Source organism: Aquimarina amphilecti, assembly GCF_900109375.1.
GTDB classification, from domain to species: Bacteria; Bacteroidota; Bacteroidia; order Flavobacteriales; family Flavobacteriaceae; genus Aquimarina; species Aquimarina amphilecti.
This window is the reverse complement of sequence record NZ_FOAB01000003.1, coordinates 22234-43639: the sequence shown is the minus strand read 5'-3', so window position 1 is coordinate 43639 and position 21406 is coordinate 22234. Positions and strand designations below refer to the sequence as shown.

Annotated in this window: 18 protein-coding genes; 11 read left to right on the top strand and 7 right to left on the bottom strand. The window is 32.8% G+C overall.

The annotated features are described in order from the left end of the window. Window positions 1-74: 74 nt before the first annotated feature. Window positions 75-704, top strand: coding sequence for a 16S rRNA (guanine(527)-N(7))-methyltransferase RsmG (gene rsmG, locus BMY33_RS07775; RefSeq protein ID WP_091407296.1), 630 nt, complete (start codon window positions 75-77; stop codon window positions 702-704). Window positions 705-743: 39 nt separating this feature from the next. Here the strand turns inward: rsmG and BMY33_RS07770 are convergent, their stop codons facing one another. From BMY33_RS07770 to pruA, 3 genes are all read right to left on the bottom strand, one after another. Beyond that, complete coding sequence (locus BMY33_RS07770; RefSeq protein ID WP_091407294.1) at window positions 744-2006, bottom strand: MFS transporter; 1263 nt, start codon at window positions 2004-2006, stop codon at window positions 744-746. Window positions 2007-2089: 83 nt separating this feature from the next. Beyond that, window positions 2090-2554 carry a GNAT family N-acetyltransferase gene (locus tag BMY33_RS07765; protein WP_244542996.1) on the bottom strand — a complete coding sequence of 155 codons (465 nt, stop codon included), beginning with the start codon at window positions 2552-2554 and terminating at the stop codon, window positions 2090-2092. 516 nt (window positions 2555-3070) lie between these two features. Further along, window positions 3071-4699 carry an L-glutamate gamma-semialdehyde dehydrogenase gene (pruA, locus tag BMY33_RS07760; RefSeq protein WP_091407290.1) on the bottom strand — a complete coding sequence of 543 codons (1629 nt, stop codon included), beginning with the start codon at window positions 4697-4699 and terminating at the stop codon, window positions 3071-3073. A gap of 161 nt (window positions 4700-4860) precedes the next feature. On the opposite strand from pruA, the gene BMY33_RS07755 reads away from it, so the two are divergent. After that, window positions 4861-5580: an NRDE family protein gene (locus BMY33_RS07755; protein WP_091407289.1), complete on the top strand. Its 720-nt coding sequence runs from the start codon at window positions 4861-4863 to the stop codon at window positions 5578-5580. A 65-nt stretch (window positions 5581-5645) separates the two neighbouring features. Next, a complete protein-coding gene (locus tag BMY33_RS07750; RefSeq protein WP_091407287.1) occupies window positions 5646-6656 on the top strand; it encodes a DUF6695 family protein in 1011 nt (336 codons plus the stop codon). Here the strand turns inward: BMY33_RS07750 and apaG are convergent. The 3 genes from apaG to BMY33_RS07735 form a co-directional block, all read right to left on the bottom strand. Beyond that, complete coding sequence (gene apaG, locus BMY33_RS07745; RefSeq protein WP_091407286.1) at window positions 6631-7017, bottom strand: Co2+/Mg2+ efflux protein ApaG; 387 nt, start codon at window positions 7015-7017, stop codon at window positions 6631-6633. The genes BMY33_RS07750 and apaG overlap by 26 nt on opposite strands. A gap of 1 nt (window position 7018) precedes the next feature. Continuing rightward, complete coding sequence (locus BMY33_RS07740; RefSeq protein WP_091407284.1) at window positions 7019-8077, bottom strand: DUF3667 domain-containing protein; 1059 nt, start codon at window positions 8075-8077, stop codon at window positions 7019-7021. Between the two features lie 283 nt (window positions 8078-8360). Then, a complete protein-coding gene (locus tag BMY33_RS07735; protein ID WP_091407283.1) occupies window positions 8361-9629 on the bottom strand; it encodes a type IX secretion system plug protein in 1269 nt (422 codons plus the stop codon). Between the two features lie 189 nt (window positions 9630-9818). Between BMY33_RS07735 and BMY33_RS07730 the strand changes: the two genes are divergently transcribed. The 6 genes from BMY33_RS07730 to nqrF are packed head-to-tail and all read left to right on the top strand — an operon-like array spanning window position 9819 to window position 15960. Next, the gene (locus BMY33_RS07730; protein WP_091407281.1) at window positions 9819-11171 is read left to right on the top strand and encodes a Na(+)-translocating NADH-quinone reductase subunit A; all 1353 of its coding nucleotides are present in this window, start codon (window positions 9819-9821) and stop codon (window positions 11169-11171) included. Between the two features lie 4 nt (window positions 11172-11175). Next, on the top strand, window positions 11176-12420 hold the full coding sequence (locus BMY33_RS07725; RefSeq protein WP_091407279.1) for an NADH:ubiquinone reductase (Na(+)-transporting) subunit B: 1245 nt from the start codon (window positions 11176-11178) through the stop codon (window positions 12418-12420). A 2-nt stretch (window positions 12421-12422) separates the two neighbouring features. Beyond that, the gene (locus tag BMY33_RS07720; RefSeq protein WP_091407278.1) at window positions 12423-13178 is read left to right on the top strand and encodes a Na(+)-translocating NADH-quinone reductase subunit C; all 756 of its coding nucleotides are present in this window, start codon (window positions 12423-12425) and stop codon (window positions 13176-13178) included. Between the two features lie 3 nt (window positions 13179-13181). Next, complete coding sequence (locus tag BMY33_RS07715; protein WP_051336378.1) at window positions 13182-13880, top strand: NADH:ubiquinone reductase (Na(+)-transporting) subunit D; 699 nt, start codon at window positions 13182-13184, stop codon at window positions 13878-13880. A gap of 57 nt (window positions 13881-13937) precedes the next feature. Then, on the top strand, window positions 13938-14651 hold the full coding sequence (gene nqrE, locus BMY33_RS07710; protein ID WP_091407276.1) for an NADH:ubiquinone reductase (Na(+)-transporting) subunit E: 714 nt from the start codon (window positions 13938-13940) through the stop codon (window positions 14649-14651). Window position 14652: 1 nt separating this feature from the next. Beyond that, the gene (gene nqrF, locus BMY33_RS07705) at window positions 14653-15960 is read left to right on the top strand and encodes an NADH:ubiquinone reductase (Na(+)-transporting) subunit F (protein ID WP_091407275.1); all 1308 of its coding nucleotides are present in this window, start codon (window positions 14653-14655) and stop codon (window positions 15958-15960) included. Between the two features lie 76 nt (window positions 15961-16036). On the opposite strand, the gene BMY33_RS07700 is transcribed toward nqrF, so the two are convergent. Further along, complete coding sequence (locus BMY33_RS07700) at window positions 16037-16723, bottom strand: outer membrane beta-barrel protein (RefSeq protein WP_091407274.1); 687 nt, start codon at window positions 16721-16723, stop codon at window positions 16037-16039. A gap of 251 nt (window positions 16724-16974) precedes the next feature. On the opposite strand from BMY33_RS07700, the gene BMY33_RS07695 reads away from it, so the two are divergent. Continuing rightward, complete coding sequence (locus BMY33_RS07695) at window positions 16975-17853, top strand: DUF4846 domain-containing protein (RefSeq protein ID WP_091407272.1); 879 nt, start codon at window positions 16975-16977, stop codon at window positions 17851-17853. A gap of 110 nt (window positions 17854-17963) precedes the next feature. Next, complete coding sequence (locus tag BMY33_RS07690; RefSeq protein WP_091407270.1) at window positions 17964-21395, top strand: VIT domain-containing protein; 3432 nt, start codon at window positions 17964-17966, stop codon at window positions 21393-21395. The last annotated feature ends 11 nt before the right edge of the window (window positions 21396-21406 follow it).

The window sequence follows — 21406 nt, the reverse complement described above, 5'->3', positions numbered from 1 at the left end:
TATTTTTTTAACTTCTTAAAAAGTAGTAAAATATATCAAGTTAACATGTATTTTTGCTGTCTAAAATTTGCTGCATGGATATTCTACTTACATATTTCCCGGATTTAACAGAAGATCAAATACAAAAGTTCACGAAACTTGGTGAGTTGTATAAAGATTGGAATGCTAAAATTAATGTGATTTCCAGAAAGGATATTGATCTTTTATATGAAAGACATGTGCTACATTCTTTGGGAATTGCTAAAATTCAGGAGTTTAAAGAAGGCTCAAGAGTGTTGGATGTTGGAACCGGTGGCGGATTTCCTGGAATACCATTAGCGATAATGTTTCCTGAAACCGAATTTTATTTGGTGGATGTAATAGCTAAGAAAATACGTGTTGTAAATGAAGTTGCGAGTGCCCTAGGCTTAACGAACGTAAAAGCGGAACAGCGAAGAGCAGGAACTTTTGAAGGTCGTTTTGATTTTATTGTGAGTAGAGCAGTTACTAATATGCCAGATTTTGTGAAATGGGTTCGGAAGAATGTTGCTAAAAAATCAATCCATGAGTTATCCAATGGTATTTTGTATCTAAAAGGAGGGGATCTAACAGATGAATTAGCCTTATTTACTAGGGCAACACAATATAATTTACAGGATTATTTTAAAGAAGATTTTTTTGAAACAAAAAAAGTAGTACATCTTCCTATCAAATATAAAGTGTAGTTGATTTTACATAATTTACAATGCTTAAGAGCTTCTGTTTTAAGTTATTTTCTTTTTGTATAATTTATAGTAGTATAAGGATGTTATAGAGCCTATAAGAGAAAATAAGGCTAGCATCCAAAATACATGTTGATGACCTGTTACACCAGGAGATTTTTCTAATAAGTATCCTATTGCAGGTCCTGCAAATATATCTGGAGTGTAGCCTACTAAGGAGATAAGTCCAACAGCAGTTCCTGTGAGTATTAAGGGGATTTGACCTTTTTGCATGACGGCAAAATACAGGGAGCGTGCCGCATATACTCCTGTGGCTACAATTAATATTGAGAGAAAGAATAATAAAGTTGATGAATCAGAAATAATACCAAGAGCAAATAATAATGCTCCAAAAAATGAAATAATAAAACTAATAACCAGCCAAAAAGTTATTTTGGAACGATCTGCTAATATTCCAATTATAACTCCGATAACCGGACGTATAAATAATAAGAAAGTTCCTACTTGTGCAGATGCTACTTGATCATATAACATTACATCTTGGGCAAATAAAGAAAATACATCTGTGATTTTATAGGCAACGTATGCGCATAGAATTATGATCATTAATAACCATACAGAAGGCAAACGTAATACTTCTGCTATTTGCGAAAAAGTTATTTTTTCTATGATAATTTCCTTTTCTGTTTTTTTGTCTAGTCTCATGAAAAACCAGACAAGGACCCCTACAAGTGTTACTATACCAGATGATACTAGAATTACTTGTTTAAAGGCTGCTCTACTTTCAGAAATAGTGATTTCAGATATTTCAGAAGTAATAAATAATGAAAAAATATAAACACCCATTGCACCAAATAAAGCTCCGACGAGCCCTCTTCCTCCATCTAAAAATCCAAAAGCTTTGCCTTGGGATGCAGCTCCGCCCCATACTCTTGTGGCTTTTATCATTGGAGCCCAGAATAAAAAAATAGTAGTGAATCCCCAATATCCATATAATATTTTTAATACAGTGTAACTAGGGAAGGAGGCATAAAGTAACCCTCCTAGAGCAGTCATCCATAGTGCTACTGCTATTAATTTTCTGGGAGGAAATTTATCAGCTATTGGCCCTCCAAATAAATAGGATAGAAAAGCAACAAAACCATAGGTAGAAAAACATAATCCTAATTGAATGTTGTCTAAGCCAAATGTATTTAATACCGTTGGTCTAAATACACGAGCTAGAACAAAAGGAAGAATAAAGACCGATTCGCCAGCTAAAATGAGTAATAAAAGAAAATACCATGGAATTTTTTTTTGGTTCATAGAGCTGCGTGTTGTACTATCACAGACAAGAAACGTAAATTAATTCGGAAACAAAAATATATGAACTTAGTATTCTTTTGTAGTTATGTGTTCTTTACATTCATCCTCATACGCACAAGATACTTCTCAAAACCTGCTTTTTCATATGCTTTGATTGCAGAGGGGTTTTGGTCATAAACATCTAGTTGTATTTCCGTGATGTTTTGGGAAGTGAACCAATCCGATATAAATCGAATTATTTTTTGACTGATTCCTTGTCCACGAAATTCATCTTTTACAAACATAAAACCAATATACCCCATACGATCTTGTTTGAAGTAATCTTTTCGATCTCGGATTTGCCCGTAACCACTACCAACTATTTCTCCACCAACCTCAGCAATAACTACTTCAGTATGATCAGATTTTATATAGTCGCTAAGATCGTAATAGCTTATTTTCTCTTTTGTTTTAAGTGTAATATCCATTGGGCGTTCTGCATCGATAATTCCTTGTTCAAAATCTAATAGTATCGGAAGATCTTCTAATGTTGCTGTTCGTGTGATCATAATATTCATTGTTTTAGTTGCTAATTTAGAGCTTCAGAAAAAGAAGTTCAATTTTTACATGATTTTCTGGAAACACTAATAATTAGATTGAGTATAGGTATAGGTTGTATAATTAGTAGAATGAAAAAGATAATTGATTGAACTATGAGTAGGTTTTCATTTGTTTTCCAAATGTTTTGGTTATCTGAAATTATTCGATAAAACCAAATAGTTCTAGGAACAGAAAGAGCTAACATGAAAATGAGTATACATGAAATTGTTCCAATTATGTGAATGTAAGTAAGTCCGGGAATATGCTTCTTTTTTAATTTGCAAAAAAATAAGATATAGTAAGCCATGTCCAAATAATAGGATAGAGAAAAACTGGAAAATATAAACTATGGATATAGGGTAGTAGGTGTCATGAATATTAATATCAAGAGTGTCTTTTCCAAAAGAAAAACCGTATATCAGTAAAATTGGAATTAAACTCCAAAAAATGATATACGGTTTATTTGTTAAGTACTTCACTAGAGATTATTCTCCTAAGAAAGGATATCTATAATCTGCAGGAGTAACAAAAGTTTCTTTAATTGTACGAGGAGATACCCAACGTAATAAGTTGAGGTAAGATCCTGCTTTATCATTAGTTCCAGATGCTCTAGCACCACCAAATGGTTGTTGTCCTACGACTGCACCAGTTGGTTTGTCGTTTATGTAAAAATTACCAGCAGCATTTTGTAATGCTTTTGTGGCCTCGGCAGCAGCATATCTGTCCGTAGAAAAGATTGCCCCGGTTAATGCATATTCACTAGTTTGGTCTACTAAAGTTAATGTTTCTTCCCACTTATTATCATCATAAACATATATAGTGATAACGGGTCCGAAAAGTTCTGTACACATTGTAGTGTATTTAGGGTCTTCTGCAAGAATAACCGTTGGTTCGATAAAATATCCTTCGGATTTGTCATATCCTCCACCTGCAATAATTGTAGCTCCATCATCTTCTTTAGCTTGATCAATAAACTTTGCAAGCTTGTCAAAAGAGCCTTCATGGATTACTGCTGTAATAAAATTACCCATATCCTCAGGTGATCCCATTTTGAAAGATTTAATATCAGCTTTTAAGAATTTTTCTACATCTGCCCATAAGCTTTTAGGAATGTAAGCTCTGGATGCAGCACTACATTTTTGTCCTTGGAATTCAAAAGCTCCACGAGCAATCCCTGTAGCTACTTGCTTTGCGTTTGCACTTGGGTGTGCAACAATAAAATCTTTTCCACCTGTTTCTCCTACTATTCTTGGATAGGTTTTATAGTTGTGAATGTTTGTTCCTATTTTTGCCCATATATCCTTAAATACATGTGTGCTTCCTGTAAAATGAATTCCGGCAAAATCAGGGCTAGCAAGTACAGTATCGGTAATCATTACTGGGTCTCCATAAACGACATTTATTACTCCGTCAGGAACTCCCGCTTCTTTAAAAATATCTACAATTACCTTAGCAGAATAGATTTGACTATCACTAGGTTTCCAGACTACTGTGTTACCCATAAGTGCAGCACTTGCTGGTAAGTTTCCTGCAATTGCAGTAAAATTAAATGGAGTGATAGCATAAACAAAACCTTCTAATGGCCTGTATTCTAGTCTATTCCATGCACCAGAAGTAGAATCAGGTTGATCTTCGTAGATTTGAGTCATGAATTCTACGTTAAAACGTAAGAAATCAATGAACTCACAAGCTGCATCAATTTCAGCTTGAAAAATATTCTTAGATTGTGCTAACATAGTTGCAGCATTAATCTTTGCTCTATATGGACCAGCAATTAATTCAGCAGCTCTTAAGAATATAGCTGCACGTTGTTCCCAGGCTAGGTTTGCCCATTTTTCACGAGCTTCCAGTGCAGTGTCTATAGCTTTTTGAATATGTTGTTGTTCGGCTTTGTGGTACGTTCCTAATGAATGTTTATGGTCGTGCGGAGGTGACATTGTTCCTGTGTCACCAGTTCTGATTTCTTCTCCATTTATATATAATGGAACATCAACGGATGAATTGTACATTGATTTATATGTTGCCAGAACTTCTTCTCTCTCGGGAGTCCCTGGAGCATATGACTTTACAGGCTCATTTATTGCTGTTGGAACTTGAAAAAAACCTTTTCCCATAGTTGTGTGTATTTTAATTTAATTTGTAAGATGTGTTAGAATACTTCAAGAGGCAAAGATAGGAAATTATGTAGGGTAATGTTTATTTTAACCTTTTATAAACATGTATAGTGTGTATTTTTTTTTGTAAGTTGTGCAAAATTTATCCGACCCAGAAATCTATGTGTACAGTAACGTTGATCCCCACCCAAGAAAATGGTTTTATATTAACCTCTAATCGTGATGAGGCAGTAAACAGAAAAACATTGGTTCCTGAATTTTATCAAGTTGATAAGACTAGAATGCTGTTTCCAAAAGATGCTGTAGCAGGAGGAACTTGGATTGGACTTAGTGATAAGAATACCATGATTTGTCTTCTTAACGGAGGTTTTGAAATTCATGAAAGATTAACGTCTTACCGACAGAGTAGAGGTGTAGTAGTGAAAGATTTATTGGGAGCAAATAATTTGCAAGATGCAATTTTAGGGTATGATTATAAGGGTATTGAACCTTTTACTATAGTTGCAGCAAATTGGCAATCAGAGTTAGAGTTTTTTGAGTTAGTTTGGGATGGGAAACAAAAGCATTTTAAAACTTTAGATAAAGAAACTCATATTTGGTCTTCCTCTACATTATATTCTGCAGAAATGAAAAATAAGAGAAAAGATTGGTTTCAGGTTTTTGAACAAGAAAATCAATTAACATCAGATACTCTCTTGGATTTTCATAAAAATGCGGGTATTGGAGATAAGGATGTGGATCTTCAGATTGACAGAGGTTTTTTGAAGACTAGAAGTATCACTCAAATTGTTAAAAATAGTGAGGAAGAACTTACTATGCGATATGAAGATCTTCAGAAGTCCGAGGTAAACGTAGTCACTTTTGAAGCTATCACAGCTTAATTGAAGATTAGTGCGGTTTTACATTTTGAAAATAAGTATAATAACATTAAAATTTTAAACGTGTGATGAATTACACGGGCAAAATAATTTCCCTAGCTTTTCCAGATACTTTTGTTCGTTTTTCTGACGAAGAAAAGAAATCTACTAGTTTGCTACAATTCTTTGGGTTGGGTAAAGGAGGAGTCATTAAAGCTGGACACGCTGCTTTTGTTCTAATTGAGAATGAAACGGGTGTTGCGGAATATTATGATTTTGGTAGATATATAACACCACCAGGTAAAGGAAGGGTAAGAAGTGCAGAGACTGATGTGGAACTGGAAATACCTTTTAAGGCTACTTTTACACAAGATGGTAAGTTGTTTAATGTTGATCAGTTTCTTTTGTGGTTAGAAGCGCATCCCGAGAAAACGCACGGAAGTGGAAGATTAGTAGCTTCTGTATGTGATTATATATATTATGATAAAGCTAAAGAATACGTTTTAGAGATCCAGAATAAAGGAAGTATTCCATATTCAACCTTTAGGAAAGAAGGTAGTAATTGTTCTAGAATAGTTACAGATACTATTCTACAAAGTACAGATAATTCCAGGATACGAACACCTTTGTTAAGGAATAAATTGTTTACTCCAAGTCCTTTGGGGAATGTGGAGAAGGGGTCTATGGAAAATAAAATTTATCAAGTGGAAGATGGTAATTTGATTGAATATCCAAATTCTGTTTTTGTAGAAAATCTCACCAATTACTTTGATAAAAAGGCACCAAATTTTGTGCAAAAAGAGAAAAGTAAGTTACCCGCTTTTTTAATGCAGGCTTCTTTTCTTTCTGGAATTGGTAGCGGTGCATATTTTACTGTAAGAGAATCGTCAGAAGCATCATTATTTGAAATCAGAAGATATACTGATTATGGGGAAGAAGATTTTAGAGGGGTATTTAGAGCTCAATCTACATTTAATTATCAATTAGAATATAGGTTTGTATTTGATTCTCATTGTAAATATTGTCATATAGAGCAGGAAGGAAAGGTTGTAAGGTTTGATCTTGTTAAACGGCTTAATTCAGTGCAAAAGGAGCGCTGAGTTTAAAACTTGGAATGATTACTTTAAATTTTCTTGTAGAAGTAAAGTTAACCATGTTGTAATGTCCTTTCATTGCGCCAAATGGAGAGCTTAAAAGACATCCGCTATTGTATGTGTGGGATTCTCCTGGTTTTAAAACCGGTTTTTTTCCGATTACACCTTCACCTTCTACAATTTCAGTGTTACTTAATGCATCCTTTATTTCCCAAAAGCGAGAGGTGAGTTGTACTGAATCTTTGCTTTGATTTTCTATAGTGATACGATATCCAAAGGCAAAGTGGATCTTGTAGTTCTTAAAGAACGTGCCCTCAAAGGTGGTGTCCACCGAAATTTTTATACCTCTGGTTACTTGTTCAACCATATTAAAAAATAAACATTGACCCTATGATCGTGATTAAAGATCCTACACTTGCTAAGATAAAAAATAATATGTTCACTAACAGAAATTTAACAATAGTTTTAGCTCTTCTTTGTTGATAAAAATTACGCATTGCTTTGTAAAGGTAAAATAGAAAAATGAACATTGCAATGCTGGACGCTACCTCGCTTTTGGTGATTTGATCAAACAAGATTGCGATTCCCATAAGGATAAAAAACATGGTTTGTGTATGAAAAATGAACACGAGATGTTCCATGTAGTTAAAAGGTCTTCTTATGTATATAATCCATATGGTTAAGGCAAAAAATGGAAGAAAGAAAAATATTATAAATGGTAATTTGTTAAAAACAAACTTAAGAAGCTCCATTGGATTTTCGTTAAGATTTTTTGTTCTTATACTTCTTCTGTATAGATATTTGGTATATCCATTTTTGGCATGTTTTAAGCTGTCCAAAGCTGTGCTGGCTGATAATTGGTCGGTTTTTTTGTAATGCGATTTATATGTTTTCCAGCGTTTGTTTACTGCGGTAAACATATTCATGGTGTCTAGTTGTTTCTCACTAAAATAAACATAGTCATCATCTTCATTATTATCTGATTCTGGTATAGAATCATTAATTTCTACAGTGTTTTTCTTTTTTTGGTTTGGTAAATCTACTCTTAGTAGTTCGTTATTTTGATCATTCTTTTGATCAATAATAGTATCAAAATCTATGAATAAGCCACTTACAATAAAGAACAATATCGAAACACTGAGGTAAAATCTAAATGGGTTAGCGTACTTAATTCTTCTTCCTTCTATATAATCTTTAGAGATCATTCCTGGTCGAAATAGTAAGCCAATAATTGTATGTCTTAGTCTAGAATCATAGGAAAAAATACTGGCAAAAAACTCATTAAAAAAATCTTTAAAAGAGAGTTTTTTGGTAGTGTTAATCTGACCGCAGTTATGACAGTAACGATCAATGATATCTAGAGGTACGCCACAGTTTAGGCATTCGTTTCCTCTATATTTTTTAAGAAATCTCCCCTTTTCTTTCATTTATAGCTAATGGTTTACGTAATGAGACTAAAGTAATAGTATTTCGTTACAAAACATAAAAATTTTAAAAGTCTTTAAAACAGAGTGGAATTATTGTTGATTAGTGTAAGAAACACTAATGGTAGAAGTGATTGTAAATGAATAAGTAACTGACAATTAGAGTGCATTATTAGTTGTGGTAAGTGTAATTAAGAAAGGTGTTTGTTTTATAGAATTAATAATAATCATATAAAGATATCAATGAATCGAATTAAAAAAGATGAATCTTGGATTTTGTCTTTTTTTAGTTTGTAATATTTCTAGAATTACCGATGCCTTTGCCTATTGCTCTATCATATCTTGCGCCGGGAGCTCTGTAATAGGGGATGATCATATATTCATTTTCAGTTTCGTCAAAATTACCACTTATAAAACCTGGGTCAATAGTGCCGTCTTGTTTTACAAGGACATATTTGTAGTTATTGAACCCCTGCTTGAATAGTTTTTTCCCAGTGTAAACTCCATTCTCTTTGTCATATGTTAATCGAGTTGATGCATCCGTAGTGTAGTTGTTGAAATTTCCGTACAAATGAATTTCACCACCGTTAAGAGGTTCGTAGCACTCTAGAGAGAAATGCATCCAGACGTAATCAGCTTCTGTATTACTGTTTTCAGCTCTTAAATTTCTTACAACAAAACTACCATTGATATCTGGGTAATAGGTGTATATCCTGTTAGCTCTAACGATATCTGTATAAAGATAATTATGATATATGTTTTGAAGATCAATACTTCTTATGTTAGCGGTTGTGGATCTCACTTCTTTACTGTCAAAGAAAAGATATTCATTGCCTCCCCAAAAGCTGGATTCTACGTCATATTTATATACCAGGCTATTTGCAATTGTGAATTGAGGAACGAGATCGGTAATTGCATTTTTAAGATCGTTGTTTTGAATTACCAATGTTTTTAAATTTCGCTTTGGATTTTTTAAAATTTCAGTAGGTGAGTTTATTTCGAATTGTACTGATTGCCTGGTGTCAATGTATTTTAAATTTCTAGATCTCTTGGTGTATACTTTTATGCTAGTCGTACTTTCATATACGATAAATTTTCGTGAGAATACAATTTCATCATCTTCATCATAAATTTCTATCATATAATTACCACTTACCTTCAAACCTTTTGTATCTTCATTAGGTATTCTTAAGGTGTAGTTACTGTACATCTGTAGTGTGTTAAATGAGTTTTCATAGTTTACGATCCTAATATCATCAAAACCATTTAAGTATTCATTTTTGTATAAAACAGAAGGGGTCCAGTCAAAATTGTAATGGGTTATTTTGTAATAGTAATCTACTTCATCACCGTTAATATCATCAAATCTAATATGAAGTGGTTCTCCAAGTTTTAGGATTGGTGTTCCAGAAAATTCTTCACTACCGAATAATTGAATAGTTTTTATATGATTCGGAGGGTTTACTTCTTCAGCAATTTGCTGAGCAGTAATTAAGGATAATGAACTACTAAATATTCCTAAAATTAGTAATAGGTGTTTAAGTATTTGTGACATTAAATGAATTGTTAGCTGTGTAAAGATAAACAAAATGTATGCCTAAATATGAGATGATAAATTTATCACTTAAAAATCACTATTTAGAAACGTTATAAATAAAATCTTATAAGAGTGCTAGCTTTCACTTACGTGTTTTAATTATTAAATTTGCACGATTTTTTTAGTTAATTAACATAGACTACAAATATGTCAAAAGACATTCGTATCAGAAAGGGCTTGGACATTAAGCTTGTTGGCGAAGCAGAGAAAGTTACTGCAGAAGCTACCAAAAGTAATGTTTACGCAATTAAGCCTGACGATTTTCACGGTATTGTGCCAAAAGTTATTGCCAAACAGGGTACAGAAGTTAAAGCCGGCGAACCATTATTCCACTCTAAATCTAATGAAAATATACTTTTTCCTTCACCAGTAAGCGGTGAAGTTGTGGAAATTATTCGCGGTGCTAAACGAAAAATATTAGCGTTTAAGATTTTAGCAGATAAAGAACAACAATTTACGGACTTTGGAACAAAGGACGTAAAGTCAATGAGTGGAGATGAGATTAAATCTCACCTACTTTCATCAGGTTGTTGGCCCTTTATCAAACAACGTCCATACGATGTTATAGCAAATCCTGACGTTGCCCCAAAAGCAATTTTTGTATCGGCATACTCAACAGCACCTTTAGCTGCTGATCTGGAGTATGTATTAGGTGGTAAAGAAAAAGAGCTTCAGACTGCAATAACCGCGTTAAGTAAATTAACGCAAGGAGATGTTCATGTATCTGTAGGCAAGAAAGGAAATTCACCTTTTAATGGATTGGATAATGTTACCTTACATAATGTAAGTGGCCCTCATCCTGCAGGAAATGTTGGAGTGCAAATAGCAAAAGTAGACCCAATAAATAAGGGAGAAGTTGTGTGGGTAGTAAATCCTCAAGATCTTGTTATTATTGGAGAACTTTTGTTAACTGGAAAGTTTAATTCTGAACGGACTATAGCATTAGCTGGATCTTCTGTAAAGAATCCTAAATATTTTAAAACTAGAATTGGAGCTGAAGTTTCTTCAGTTATTTATGATTCTGGAGTAAAAGATAATAATATTAGGGTTATAAGCGGAAATGTTCTTACTGGTGATAATGTAAAACCTGATGGTAATTTAGGGTTTTATCACGATATGATAACCGTAATTCCTGAAGGAGATGATTATGAGTTATTTGGTTGGAACAAGCCAATTTTTAATAAGATCTCTCCATCTAGAGCCTTGACTTTTTCTTGGTTGTTCCCGAATAAAAAATATGACTTAAATACCAATACAAATGGTGAACATAGAGCATTTGTAGTTACAGGTAATTATGAAACTGTTTTTCCTTTAGATATTTATCCATTGCAGATCTTAAAAGCCTGTGCTGTTAATGATCTAGATGCAATGGAACAATTAGGGATGTATGAAGTAGCTCCTGAAGATTTTGCATTGACTGAGTTTATATGTGTTTCTAAGCAACCACATCAGCAGATCATTAGAGAAGGACTAGATTTAATGTTAAAAGAAATAGGATAAGGTCATGAGTTTAAAAAGTAAATTACATAACTTAAAACTTAAGTATAAGGATAAAAAGATGGCACCTGCATTTAATGCACTCCATACTTTTTTATATCTGCCAAACGAGATTACACATTCTGGATCTCATGTTCGTGCTGCTGATGATTTAAAGCGTACGATGAATACGGTTATCATGTCGTTAGTGCCATGTTTAATTTTTGGTATGTTCAATGCAGGTTATCAACATCATTTAGCTTTAGGTGAGATAGAAGCCGCAGCTAATGGGTTTTTTAGTGCTGCATTTTGGTCACTAGATAATTTGGTGATCGGACTCTGGAAAGTATTACCATTGGTAGTAGTTTCATATGGAGTTGGATTAGCTGTAGAATTTTTATTCGCTGTTATTAAAGGACACGAAGTAGAAGAAGGATATTTGGTTACCGGAATGTTAGTCCCTTTAATTGTTCCTGTCGACACTCCATTATGGATGTTATCAGTGGCAGTTATTTTTGGAGTAGTGATTGGTAAAGAAGTATTTGGTGGTACTGGAATGAATATTCTAAATCCAGCGTTAACTATTAGAGCATTTTTATTCTTTGCATATCCAACTTGGATGTCGGGAGATAAAGTGTGGGTTCACGGAGCTGTAGAAAGAGCTAATGAAATTGCTGGAGGTGCACAATTGGATGCTATTTCTGGAGAGACTGTTTTAGGAGGTTTAGCACAGGGTAAAAATATTTTAGGTTCTGGAGATGCTACGTATTCTGTTATGGATGCATTTTTTGGTTTTATACCTGGTTCTGTAGGAGAAACATCGGCATTATTAATATTGTTAGGAGGAGCTTTCTTAATTTTCTCAAAAATAGGAAGCTGGAGAATCATGGTAAGTGCTGTATTAGGAACATTAGTAATGGGACTAATATTTAATGGAGTTACTAACGCAGGTTGGATAGCAGAATCCAGCAAGTTTTATGCGTTAATGAATTTAGAGTTTTGGAAACATCTTATAGTAGGAGGTATTGCTTTTGGTATTGTGTTTATGGCTACAGATCCAGTGACAGCATCTCAAACTAATAAAGGAAAATGGATTTACGGATTTTTGATAGGGTTTATTTCTATATTAATTAGAGTATTTAACCCAGCGTATCCAGAAGGTGTGTTCTTAGCAATTTTGTTAATGAACGTATTTGCACCTACAATTGACCATTACGTGGTTCAAGGAAATGTTAAGAAAAGAATGAAACGTCTAAAATTAAAAACTGCTTAGTTATGGCGATTAATACAGATAAAAATTCATATACAATTATCTTTGCAGTTGCAATGGTAGTTGTAGTAGGTTCGATATTAGCAGGTATATCTTCGGTACTTAAACCGAATATAACCGCTAATAAGATAACAGAAAAGCAGCAGAATATATTATTCGCAATGGGGATTTCAGATACAGAAGACCCTAATGAATTTGTACCTGCAGAAAAAGCACAAGAATTGTTTGATAAATATGTGGGAGACGAGCAGTATATTATTACTGGAAATTCTGCTAAAAAAACAACTGATGCTTTTAATATAGAAGTTAAGAAAGAAAATGATAAGGTAAAACAAGATCCAAATTACGACCGTAAAATGCCATTATTTATTGGCAAAAAAGATGGTCAGGAATTTTATGTTGTACCTATGAGAGGAAATGGTCTTTGGGATGCAATCTGGGGATATGTTTCTTTAGATAAAGAATTTAAAACCGTTAAAGGTGCATTTTTCGATCATAAAGGAGAAACTCCAGGTTTAGGAGCTAATATTAAGGAAGCTTATTTTAGGGATGACTTTATTGGAGAGAATATATTAGATGCAGCTGGAAATTATAAAGGTATTACTGTTAAGAAAGGTAACGGAGATCCTAAAAATGTAAGAAAAGATGATAATGCTGTAGATGCTATGGCCGGTGCAACTATCACAGGAGATGGTGTAACTGCGATGGTGAAAAAAGGTATTAAGATGTATCAACCTTATTTCGAAACTTTAAAAAAATAACAAATGGCTGAAGTAACAGAAGAAAAAGTTGAAGTTAAAGTAAAAGAGCCTAAAGAGCCATTGTTTTCGAAGAAAAACAAAAAGCTACTTACAGATCCTCTTGCAGATAATAATCCTATTACTATTCAGGTATTAGGTATTTGTTCTGCATTAGCAATTACTGCGCAGTTAAAGCCTTCTATAGTTATGGCGATCTCGGTAATATTTGTATTAGGTATTGGTAATGTTGTTATCTCATTAATGAGGAATATTATACCATCAAAAATTAGGATCATTGTTCAATTAGTAGTTGTAGCAGCCCTTGTAATTGTGGTAGATCAAGTGCTAAAGGCTTTTGCTTATACATTGAGTAAGGAACTTTCGGTATTTATTGGTCTGATTATTACGAACTGTATCATTATGGGACGTTTCGAAGCTTTTGCTTTAGGAAATGGACCTTGGAAATCTTTTCTTGATGGTATAGGTAATGCGGCTGGATATGGAGTTTTATTGATAATCGTAGCGTTTTTCAGAGAGTTATTAGGATCTGGAACACTATTCGGTGCAAAAGTATTAGGCGATCCGATAGAGAAAACAGGATTATATGCTTTTGGGTATGAAAATAATGGTTTTATGGTATTAGCGCCAATGGCTTTGATTACCGTAGGTATTATCATTTGGATTCAGAGAAGTAGAAATAAAGCACTAATCGAAGATCACTAGAAAGTTCACAATTGCTTTTTGGTAATTGATATCAGAAGCAATTTAAAATTATAAAAAATGGAATATTTAGAATTATTTTTAAAAGCGATCTTTATAGATAATATGGTATTTGCATTCTTCTTAGGAATGTGTTCTTATTTAGCTGTATCTAAAAAGGTATCTACTGCTGTAGGTCTAGGAGCTGCGGTTATTTTCGTTTTAGCGATTACAGTACCTTTAAATTTTTTACTTGATAAGTATATTCTTAGAGAAGGTGCTTTGATATGGTTAGGTCCTGAGTATGCGGACTATGATTTAAGTTTCTTAACATTTATTCTTTTTATTGCTACAATTGCTACAATGGTACAATTAGTAGAAATTATTGTTGAGAAATTTTCTCCATCATTATATAACTCATTAGGTATATTCTTACCATTAATAGCAGTAAACTGTGCAATTCTTGGAGGATCACTATTTATGCAGCAAAAAGAATTTCCAGCAATCTCTCATGCTGCGGTGTATGGAATTGGATCAGGAATCGGTTGGTTCTTAGCAATTCTTGCTATCGCTGCAATTAGAGAAAAGATCAGGTACTCTAATGTTCCTGCTCCGCTAAGAGGATTAGGAATCACTTTTATTCTAACAGGACTTATGGCAATTGGATTTATGAGTTTTGGAGGAATGCTTACAGGAGGAGATGAAGAGGAATCAAAGAAACAGGAAACTGTTCAGATAGAAGAGAAAACTGCTAAGGAAGTAGCAGAAAACACTAACGTTTCAACACTTAAATAATATGATATTTTTAGCGTCAACACTTGGAACAATCGCTATCACCATTATTTCGTTTTTGGTACTTACTTTGGTATTGGTAGGGATTTTATTATTTGCAAAAGATAAACTATTACCGTCAGGACCCGTAAAGATTACTATTAATGGTGAAAAGGAGATAGAAGTTGCTTCTGGAGGAACTTTGTTGTCTACTTTAGGAAATGAAAAAATATTTTTACCGTCTGCTTGTGGTGGTGGTGGAACATGTATTCAATGTGAATGCCACGTATTAGAAGGTGGAGGAGAGGCATTGCCTACTGAAACTCCACATTTTTCTCGTAAGGAATTACAGCATGGAGCACGTTTGGCTTGCCAAGTAAAGGTAAAACAGGATATGAATATTGAGGTTCCAGAAGAGGTGTTTGGAATCAAAAAATGGGAAGCTACTGTTGTACGTAATTACAATGTAGCATCTTTTATCAAGGAATTTGTTGTAGAGATTCCTGAAGATATGGGATATAAAGCTGGAGGGTATATCCAGATAGAAATTCCTCAATGTGAAATTAAATATGCCGATATCGATATCACGGCACATCCAGAAGAACACGAAACTCCAGATAAGTTTCAGGCAGAATGGGATAAGTTTGGTTTATGGCCATTAGTAATGAAGAATAATGAAACTGTAGAGCGTGCATATTCTATGGCTTCTTACCCTGCAGAAGGTAGAGAGATTATGCTTAATGTGCGTATTGCGACTCCACCTTGGGACAGAAGTAAAAATGGATGGATGGATGTAAACCCAGGTGTTGCATCGTCTTATATCTTTGCTCAAAAACCAGGAGATAAGGTAACTATTTCTGGACCTTATGGAGAGTTTTTTATTAATGAGTCCGAAGCAGAGATGTTATATGTAGGTGGTGGAGCAGGTATGGCGCCAATGAGATCACATTTATATCATTTATTTAGAACATTACAAACGGGACGTAAAGTTACGTATTGGTACGGTGGACGTTCTAAGCGTGAATTATTCTATCTAGATCATTTTTACGATTTAGAAAAGAATTTCCCTAATTTTAAATTCTATTTAGCACTTTCAGAGCCTTTAGAAGAGGATAACTGGAAAGTAAAAAGCGATATAGATGCAGAAGGAGATGGTTTTGTTGGATTTATACATAACTGTGTAATCGATAACTATTTGAATCTTCATGAATCACCAGAAGATATAGAATTATATTTCTGTGGACCTCCATTAATGAACAAGGCTGTTCAGAAAATGGGAGAAGATTTTGGTATTCCTGATGAGAATATCAGATTCGATGACTTTGGAGGATAGACATAAAATGTCTTTTATATAATAAAAAAACCGGTACTGATTGTATCGGTTTTTTTGTGAACTACTGTTTCTCAGCTTATATTCTATAGAGTACGCCAAAATAGAAGTTATTTAAGGAAATACTAGCATCAATGCTATCTCTTTTATTCGTACCTGTATCTCCATTAGAGTTACTAAAATTGTCTTTAATATTCGAATATCCGATTCGACCAACTCGAGAAGTTAATGAAAGATCCTTGTTAATAAATACATTTATTCCAGGAGCTGCTGTTACACTATAATTTTGAACTTTATTAGTATACGATGTTAGATCATTAACCTGAAATACTCTATCAGAATCTATTGTGTTTTTTGTGTAACCGGCTTCTAACTCTATAAATAATGAAACTCTTTTTTGAGGAGTGAAATAGTATCTTCCGAAAAGACTAGTACTATATCCTCTTCCTTTAGATGTGTAATCATAAAGGTCATTATCAAAGCTCTCTGTTTTAGAACTAATATATCCAAATTTTAAACCGGTCATAAAATGCGATGATACGAAGTAACCTATTTCGGGGATGATGCTAAAATTATGTCCTTTCGTTTCGAATCGATATGAATTACCATCTATAACATTTCTAAAAGAATCAGAGTTTTGATAAGAATAACTCATAGTTCCAGAGATGGTAATATCTCCTTTTGTAAATCCAAATGAAGAATCTTCCTGGGCATAAATGTTTGATAATGTGATCGCTGTAATAAAAAGTAAAAGTGTTGTTTTCATATTGTCTTATTTAAATTTATGTTGTGAATTACTTTAAAGACAAAGGGAAAAAATAGATTGTTTATTAATTTTTTGTTAATTTATACTTGTATATTTGATTAAAATAAAAAAGAGAAATCATTATTGATTTCCCTTTTACTTATGGCTAAATGTTTATATATGAAAGACTTTAATTCATATTAGTACGTTGCATAGGATTGTGTTAAATCGTTTTACTTTTTTAAGTATCTTGCTTAGTATATGTGGTTTTTATGAAAAAATGTTTTTTAGTAGGATTAGGGATTATTGTTTTAATAATCATTCTTAGAGTGAACTCAAAAGGAAAACAATTAACTAACCATGTAAAAGGAATCATAGAAAACACAATCTCAACACCTAGCTACATTAATGAATTAGGAGATTCAATTAGTACTAGAGTTACACTTCCTAAGGGATATAAAAGAAAAGCATATCCAAAAGGTTCTTTTCAAGAATATCTTCGTCATTATCAACTGAAAAAACATGGTTCTCCTATTATAAACTATGATAATACCAGATACTTTGCACAGAATTGGCATGATGCCATTTTAGAAATTCCTGTTCCTTCTAATGGATTACAACAATGTGCTGATGCTTTAATGAGAATGAGAGCGGAGTACCTGTGGGATCAAAATAGGAAAGATGAAATCGGTTTTAATTTTACTTCAGGGCATTATTGTTCTTGGAAAAAATACGCAGCAGGCTTTCGTCCTAAAATTAAAGGTAATAAAGTAACTTTTCATAAAACAGCTACCCCGAATTCTTCCAAATCAAATTTTTATAAATATTTGAATCTTGTTTATACGTATGCAGGAACTTTGTCTTTACATACAGAATTACCAAAAGTGAAGATAAAGGATTTGACTATTGGTGATATGCTAGTAAACCCAGGAACTCCTGGTCATATAGAAATAATAGTAGATGAAATAGTAAATGATCAAGGGCAGAAACTATTTTTGTTAGCACAAGGAAACACACCAGCACAGAATGTATGCTTGCTTAAGAATTTTGAAGATACTGATATTTCTCCTTGGTATCGATTTGAAGAAAATTCTACTATTTATACCCCAAGTTATTATTTTGAAAAAGGTGTGTTTATTAGGTTTAAATAATACTATAGAAAAGAAATACTTCACTCAATCAAAAGACGACTTCACTCATTTTGAGTTTTATGAATAATTAATAATGATGAGCTTTACTCTGAATAAAAAATTAGCCAATCATGAAAAAATTATTAATACTATTTACGTTTTTTATTTCTTTATCAACCTTACTTAGTCAGGAAACTCCTTTTATTCAGTTGAAAGATTCTACTCAGTTGAAACTTTCTGTATTAAAGGTAGATGTAAAAATTGTTGGAAACTTTGCTACCACCACGTATGATATGAAGTTCTATAATGAATTGAATAGAACATTAGAAGGTGAATTGATTTTTCCTTTGGGTCAAGGGCAATCGGTTTCTGGATTTGCTATGGATGTTAATGATAAAATGAGAGAAGCGGTTATTGTAGAAAAGGAACTGGCACGAGTTGCTTATGAAAGTACAGTAAGACAAAATATTGATCCCGGTCTTTTAGAAAAAACACAAGGAAACAATTATAAGGCTAGAATCTATCCAATCTTGCCAAGAGATTATAAGAATGTTGTTATTACGTATGAACAAGAATTGTTCGGCAAAAATAATTCTAAGCTTTACGAATTACCTCTTAATTTCACGAATAATTTTGATGAATTTTTGATTGATATCACTGTCTACGGGGATAGAAAACCATTGATTAATAATGATGATTTGATTTTTCATCAAGAAGGAAATACATACAAAGCATTAGCACATAAAAAAGATTATTTAGCCTCTTCTTCAATCATCATAGATATCCCCAAAAGTTTAGGTTCGAGACAAGTGATTACACACAATGATTTTTTCTACATTAATCAACAGTTAGCCCCAAATTCAAGATTAAAGGAAAAACCAGACAGTATTACCATTCTATGGGATTCTTCATTTTCTAATAATCATAGAAAGGTTAAAAAAGAACTAGAGCTATTGGATAGGTACTTTAGTTATTTACAAAATATCAAGGTTCGATTTATATCTTTTAGTAATTCAATGCATAGTGATAAAGAGTTTAGAGTGATTGATGGCAATTGGTCGATTTTAAAAGAGCAAATAGAAAAAATAACGTATGACGGAGGTACTTATTTAGGCTTCTTAGATAGTATGAAAATCAAATCTGATGAGATTTTGATTTTTACTGATGGATTGATTAATCTAGGTCATTTTAACAAGAAAATTAATAGAAGTATATATACGGTTAATTCTTCTGTTTCCGGAGATCATGAGTATATGAATAGGATAGCAACAACATCAGGAGGTAATTATATAAATCTTACTAGATTTTCTACTGAGAATGCTTTAGAAATTTTAAAACATGAAACTTATCAGTTTTTGGGAATAAGTAACAATAGTATGTTAGAAGAAGTGTATCCTAATCAAAATACGAATGTTTTATCTGATTTTTCTTTATCAGGGAAATTCAAGGAAAATACTACGATCAAATTACTTTTTGGGTATAGAAATAAGGTGACAGAAGAAATTGAAATTTATATTACTTCAGGAACAGAAGATAAAACGATAAGAAGACTATGGGCAAAACAAAAGCTCTCTTTTTTAAATAAAAATAAAAAGCAGAACAAGAATAAAATTATCTCTTTAGCCAAACAATATAAATTAATCACAGAATATACCTCGATGTTAATTTTGGATAGGATAGAAGATTATGTTAAATATCGAATAGAACCACCACAAGAGTTAAAAGAAGCATATAAAGAACGAATTGAGAATATTGAGCAAGAAGAATTATATAAAAGAGAAGAAATAGAAGAGAGAAGAACAGATTTGTTTAATGAGTATGAAGATTTATGGAGTTGGTACACAACAGAATTTCCAAAGAAAGTTGAAAAAACAAAACAGAAAATCAATACAAGAAACATAAATAGTAATCAAAATACTCAGCAACGTGTTAGTATCGATACTTTGCGAGAACCAATATCAGATACGACAAACGTATCAATAGAAACTAGCAGAAATACAATCGATATAACAAAAAGAATTGTGTCTGGTGTGATTACGGATGACAAAGGTTTACCATTGCCAGGAGTAAATGTATGGGTAGAAGAAACTAATCATGGTACTCAAACAGATATTGATGGAAACTTCAGAATTAATGCTGAAGTAACACAAGAATTGAATATATCATATATTGGATTTGCCTCTAAAAAAAGTGCAACTACCAATTCGAGTAATCTACAAATTAAGTTAGAGGAAGACGCATCTCTTTTAGAAGAAGTAGTGGTAGTCGGATATGGGGTTCAGAAACGAAAATCGATGACAGCATCAGTCGTTACTGTTACAAACCAATCATTTTCTGGAGCCGTTGCTGGAGTTCAGGTGGGTAATTCACAACCAGGAACAAATTCATCTATAGTAGTTAGGGGTGTATCTTCCATTACTTCAAATTCTGAACCTCTTTATATAGTTAATGGTGTACCTGTTCAGGGAAACCCAACAAATAAATTACTTCCAGATGAAATAGAATCTATGCAGGTATTAAAAGAAGAAGCAGGAGAAGCATTGTATGGTTCTGCGGGGAATAATGGTATTATTGTTATTACTACAAAAGAAGGGAAAGAAAATAACTTAGAAAAAATTGAACAGTTAAATCAAAAAATTTCAGAAAAAATAGAATTAAAATCTTGGAATCCTGATACTCCATATTTGAAAATTCTGAAAAAAGAAAAGACAATTGATTTAGCATATGCTAAATATTTAGAAATTAGAAGTCAATACACAAATACTCCTTCATTTTATCTTGATGTTGCAGATTTTTTCGATAGAAAAGAAGCCCCCGATATAGCAATCAAGATATTAACTAATCTGATTGAAAAAGACTTGGATAATCATGAATTAATGAGAGCCTTAGCCTATAAATTAGAATATTTTAAGCAAAATGAATTGGCTGTTGTTGTATATGAAAAAATATTAGAATTAAGACCAGAAGAACCTCAATCTTATAGAGACCTGGCTTTGGCTTATGAAAATATCGGTGAGTTTCAAAAAAGTTTTGATCTTTTATATAAAATATATAATGGAGATTTATTAGAAAAAGATGAAGACGAACGTTTTTTAGGAATTGAGCAACTGGCTTATGTAGAATTAAGTAGATTGGTTCATAAGTATAAAAAGAAACTTAAATTATCGGAATCGACAAAAACAATATTTAAAGAAATTCCAGTAGATGTAAGAGTAGTAATTGATTGGAACCATAATGATACAGACATAGATTTATGGGTTATAGATCCAAATGAAGAAAAGGGTTATTATAGCAATACAGAAACAGAAATAGGAGGTAGATTATCCCAGGATATGACTGAAGGATATGGCCCAGAAGAATTTATGCTTAAAAAAGCCATAAAAGGCAACTATAAAGTAATGATTGACTATTATGCTGATAATGTCCAAAAGATATCTGGCCCAACGATTCTAAAAGTAACAATGTTTACGAACTATGGAAAGAAAAATGAATCGAAAAAAGTAAGTATTGTAAGGTTGGGGAAACAAGAAGAAGAAATTGAGATTGGAAGTTTAAAGTTTTAAAAAAAATAGCT

What these genes read in the sequence shown, in the direction of transcription:
- nqrF (WP_091407275.1), top strand. Translation starts at nt 14,653, where the DNA reads ATGATATTTTTAGCGTCAACACTTGGAACAATCGCTATCACCATTATT.
- BMY33_RS07750 (WP_091407287.1), top strand. Translation starts at nt 5,646, where the DNA reads ATGAATTACACGGGCAAAATAATTTCCCTAGCTTTTCCAGATACTTTT.
- rsmG (WP_091407296.1), top strand. Translation starts at nt 75, where the DNA reads ATGGATATTCTACTTACATATTTCCCGGATTTAACAGAAGATCAAATA.
- nqrE (WP_091407276.1), top strand. Translation starts at nt 13,938, where the DNA reads ATGGAATATTTAGAATTATTTTTAAAAGCGATCTTTATAGATAATATG.
- BMY33_RS07715 (WP_051336378.1), top strand. Translation starts at nt 13,182, where the DNA reads ATGGCTGAAGTAACAGAAGAAAAAGTTGAAGTTAAAGTAAAAGAGCCT.
- BMY33_RS07700 (WP_091407274.1), bottom strand. Translation starts at nt 16,723, where the DNA reads ATGAAAACAACACTTTTACTTTTTATTACAGCGATCACATTATCAAAC.
- BMY33_RS07725 (WP_091407279.1), top strand. Translation starts at nt 11,176, where the DNA reads ATGAGTTTAAAAAGTAAATTACATAACTTAAAACTTAAGTATAAGGAT.
- BMY33_RS07765 (WP_244542996.1), bottom strand. Translation starts at nt 2,554, where the DNA reads ATGATCACACGAACAGCAACATTAGAAGATCTTCCGATACTATTAGAT.
- BMY33_RS07735 (WP_091407283.1), bottom strand. Translation starts at nt 9,629, where the DNA reads ATGTCACAAATACTTAAACACCTATTACTAATTTTAGGAATATTTAGT.
- BMY33_RS07695 (WP_091407272.1), top strand. Translation starts at nt 16,975, where the DNA reads ATGAAAAAATGTTTTTTAGTAGGATTAGGGATTATTGTTTTAATAATC.
- BMY33_RS07740 (WP_091407284.1), bottom strand. Translation starts at nt 8,077, where the DNA reads ATGAAAGAAAAGGGGAGATTTCTTAAAAAATATAGAGGAAACGAATGC.
- BMY33_RS07730 (WP_091407281.1), top strand. Translation starts at nt 9,819, where the DNA reads ATGTCAAAAGACATTCGTATCAGAAAGGGCTTGGACATTAAGCTTGTT.
- pruA (WP_091407290.1), bottom strand. Translation starts at nt 4,699, where the DNA reads ATGGGAAAAGGTTTTTTTCAAGTTCCAACAGCAATAAATGAGCCTGTA.
- BMY33_RS07690 (WP_091407270.1), top strand. Translation starts at nt 17,964, where the DNA reads ATGAAAAAATTATTAATACTATTTACGTTTTTTATTTCTTTATCAACC.
- BMY33_RS07720 (WP_091407278.1), top strand. Translation starts at nt 12,423, where the DNA reads ATGGCGATTAATACAGATAAAAATTCATATACAATTATCTTTGCAGTT.
- apaG (WP_091407286.1), bottom strand. Translation starts at nt 7,017, where the DNA reads ATGGTTGAACAAGTAACCAGAGGTATAAAAATTTCGGTGGACACCACC.
- BMY33_RS07770 (WP_091407294.1), bottom strand. Translation starts at nt 2,006, where the DNA reads ATGAACCAAAAAAAAATTCCATGGTATTTTCTTTTATTACTCATTTTA.
- BMY33_RS07755 (WP_091407289.1), top strand. Translation starts at nt 4,861, where the DNA reads ATGTGTACAGTAACGTTGATCCCCACCCAAGAAAATGGTTTTATATTA.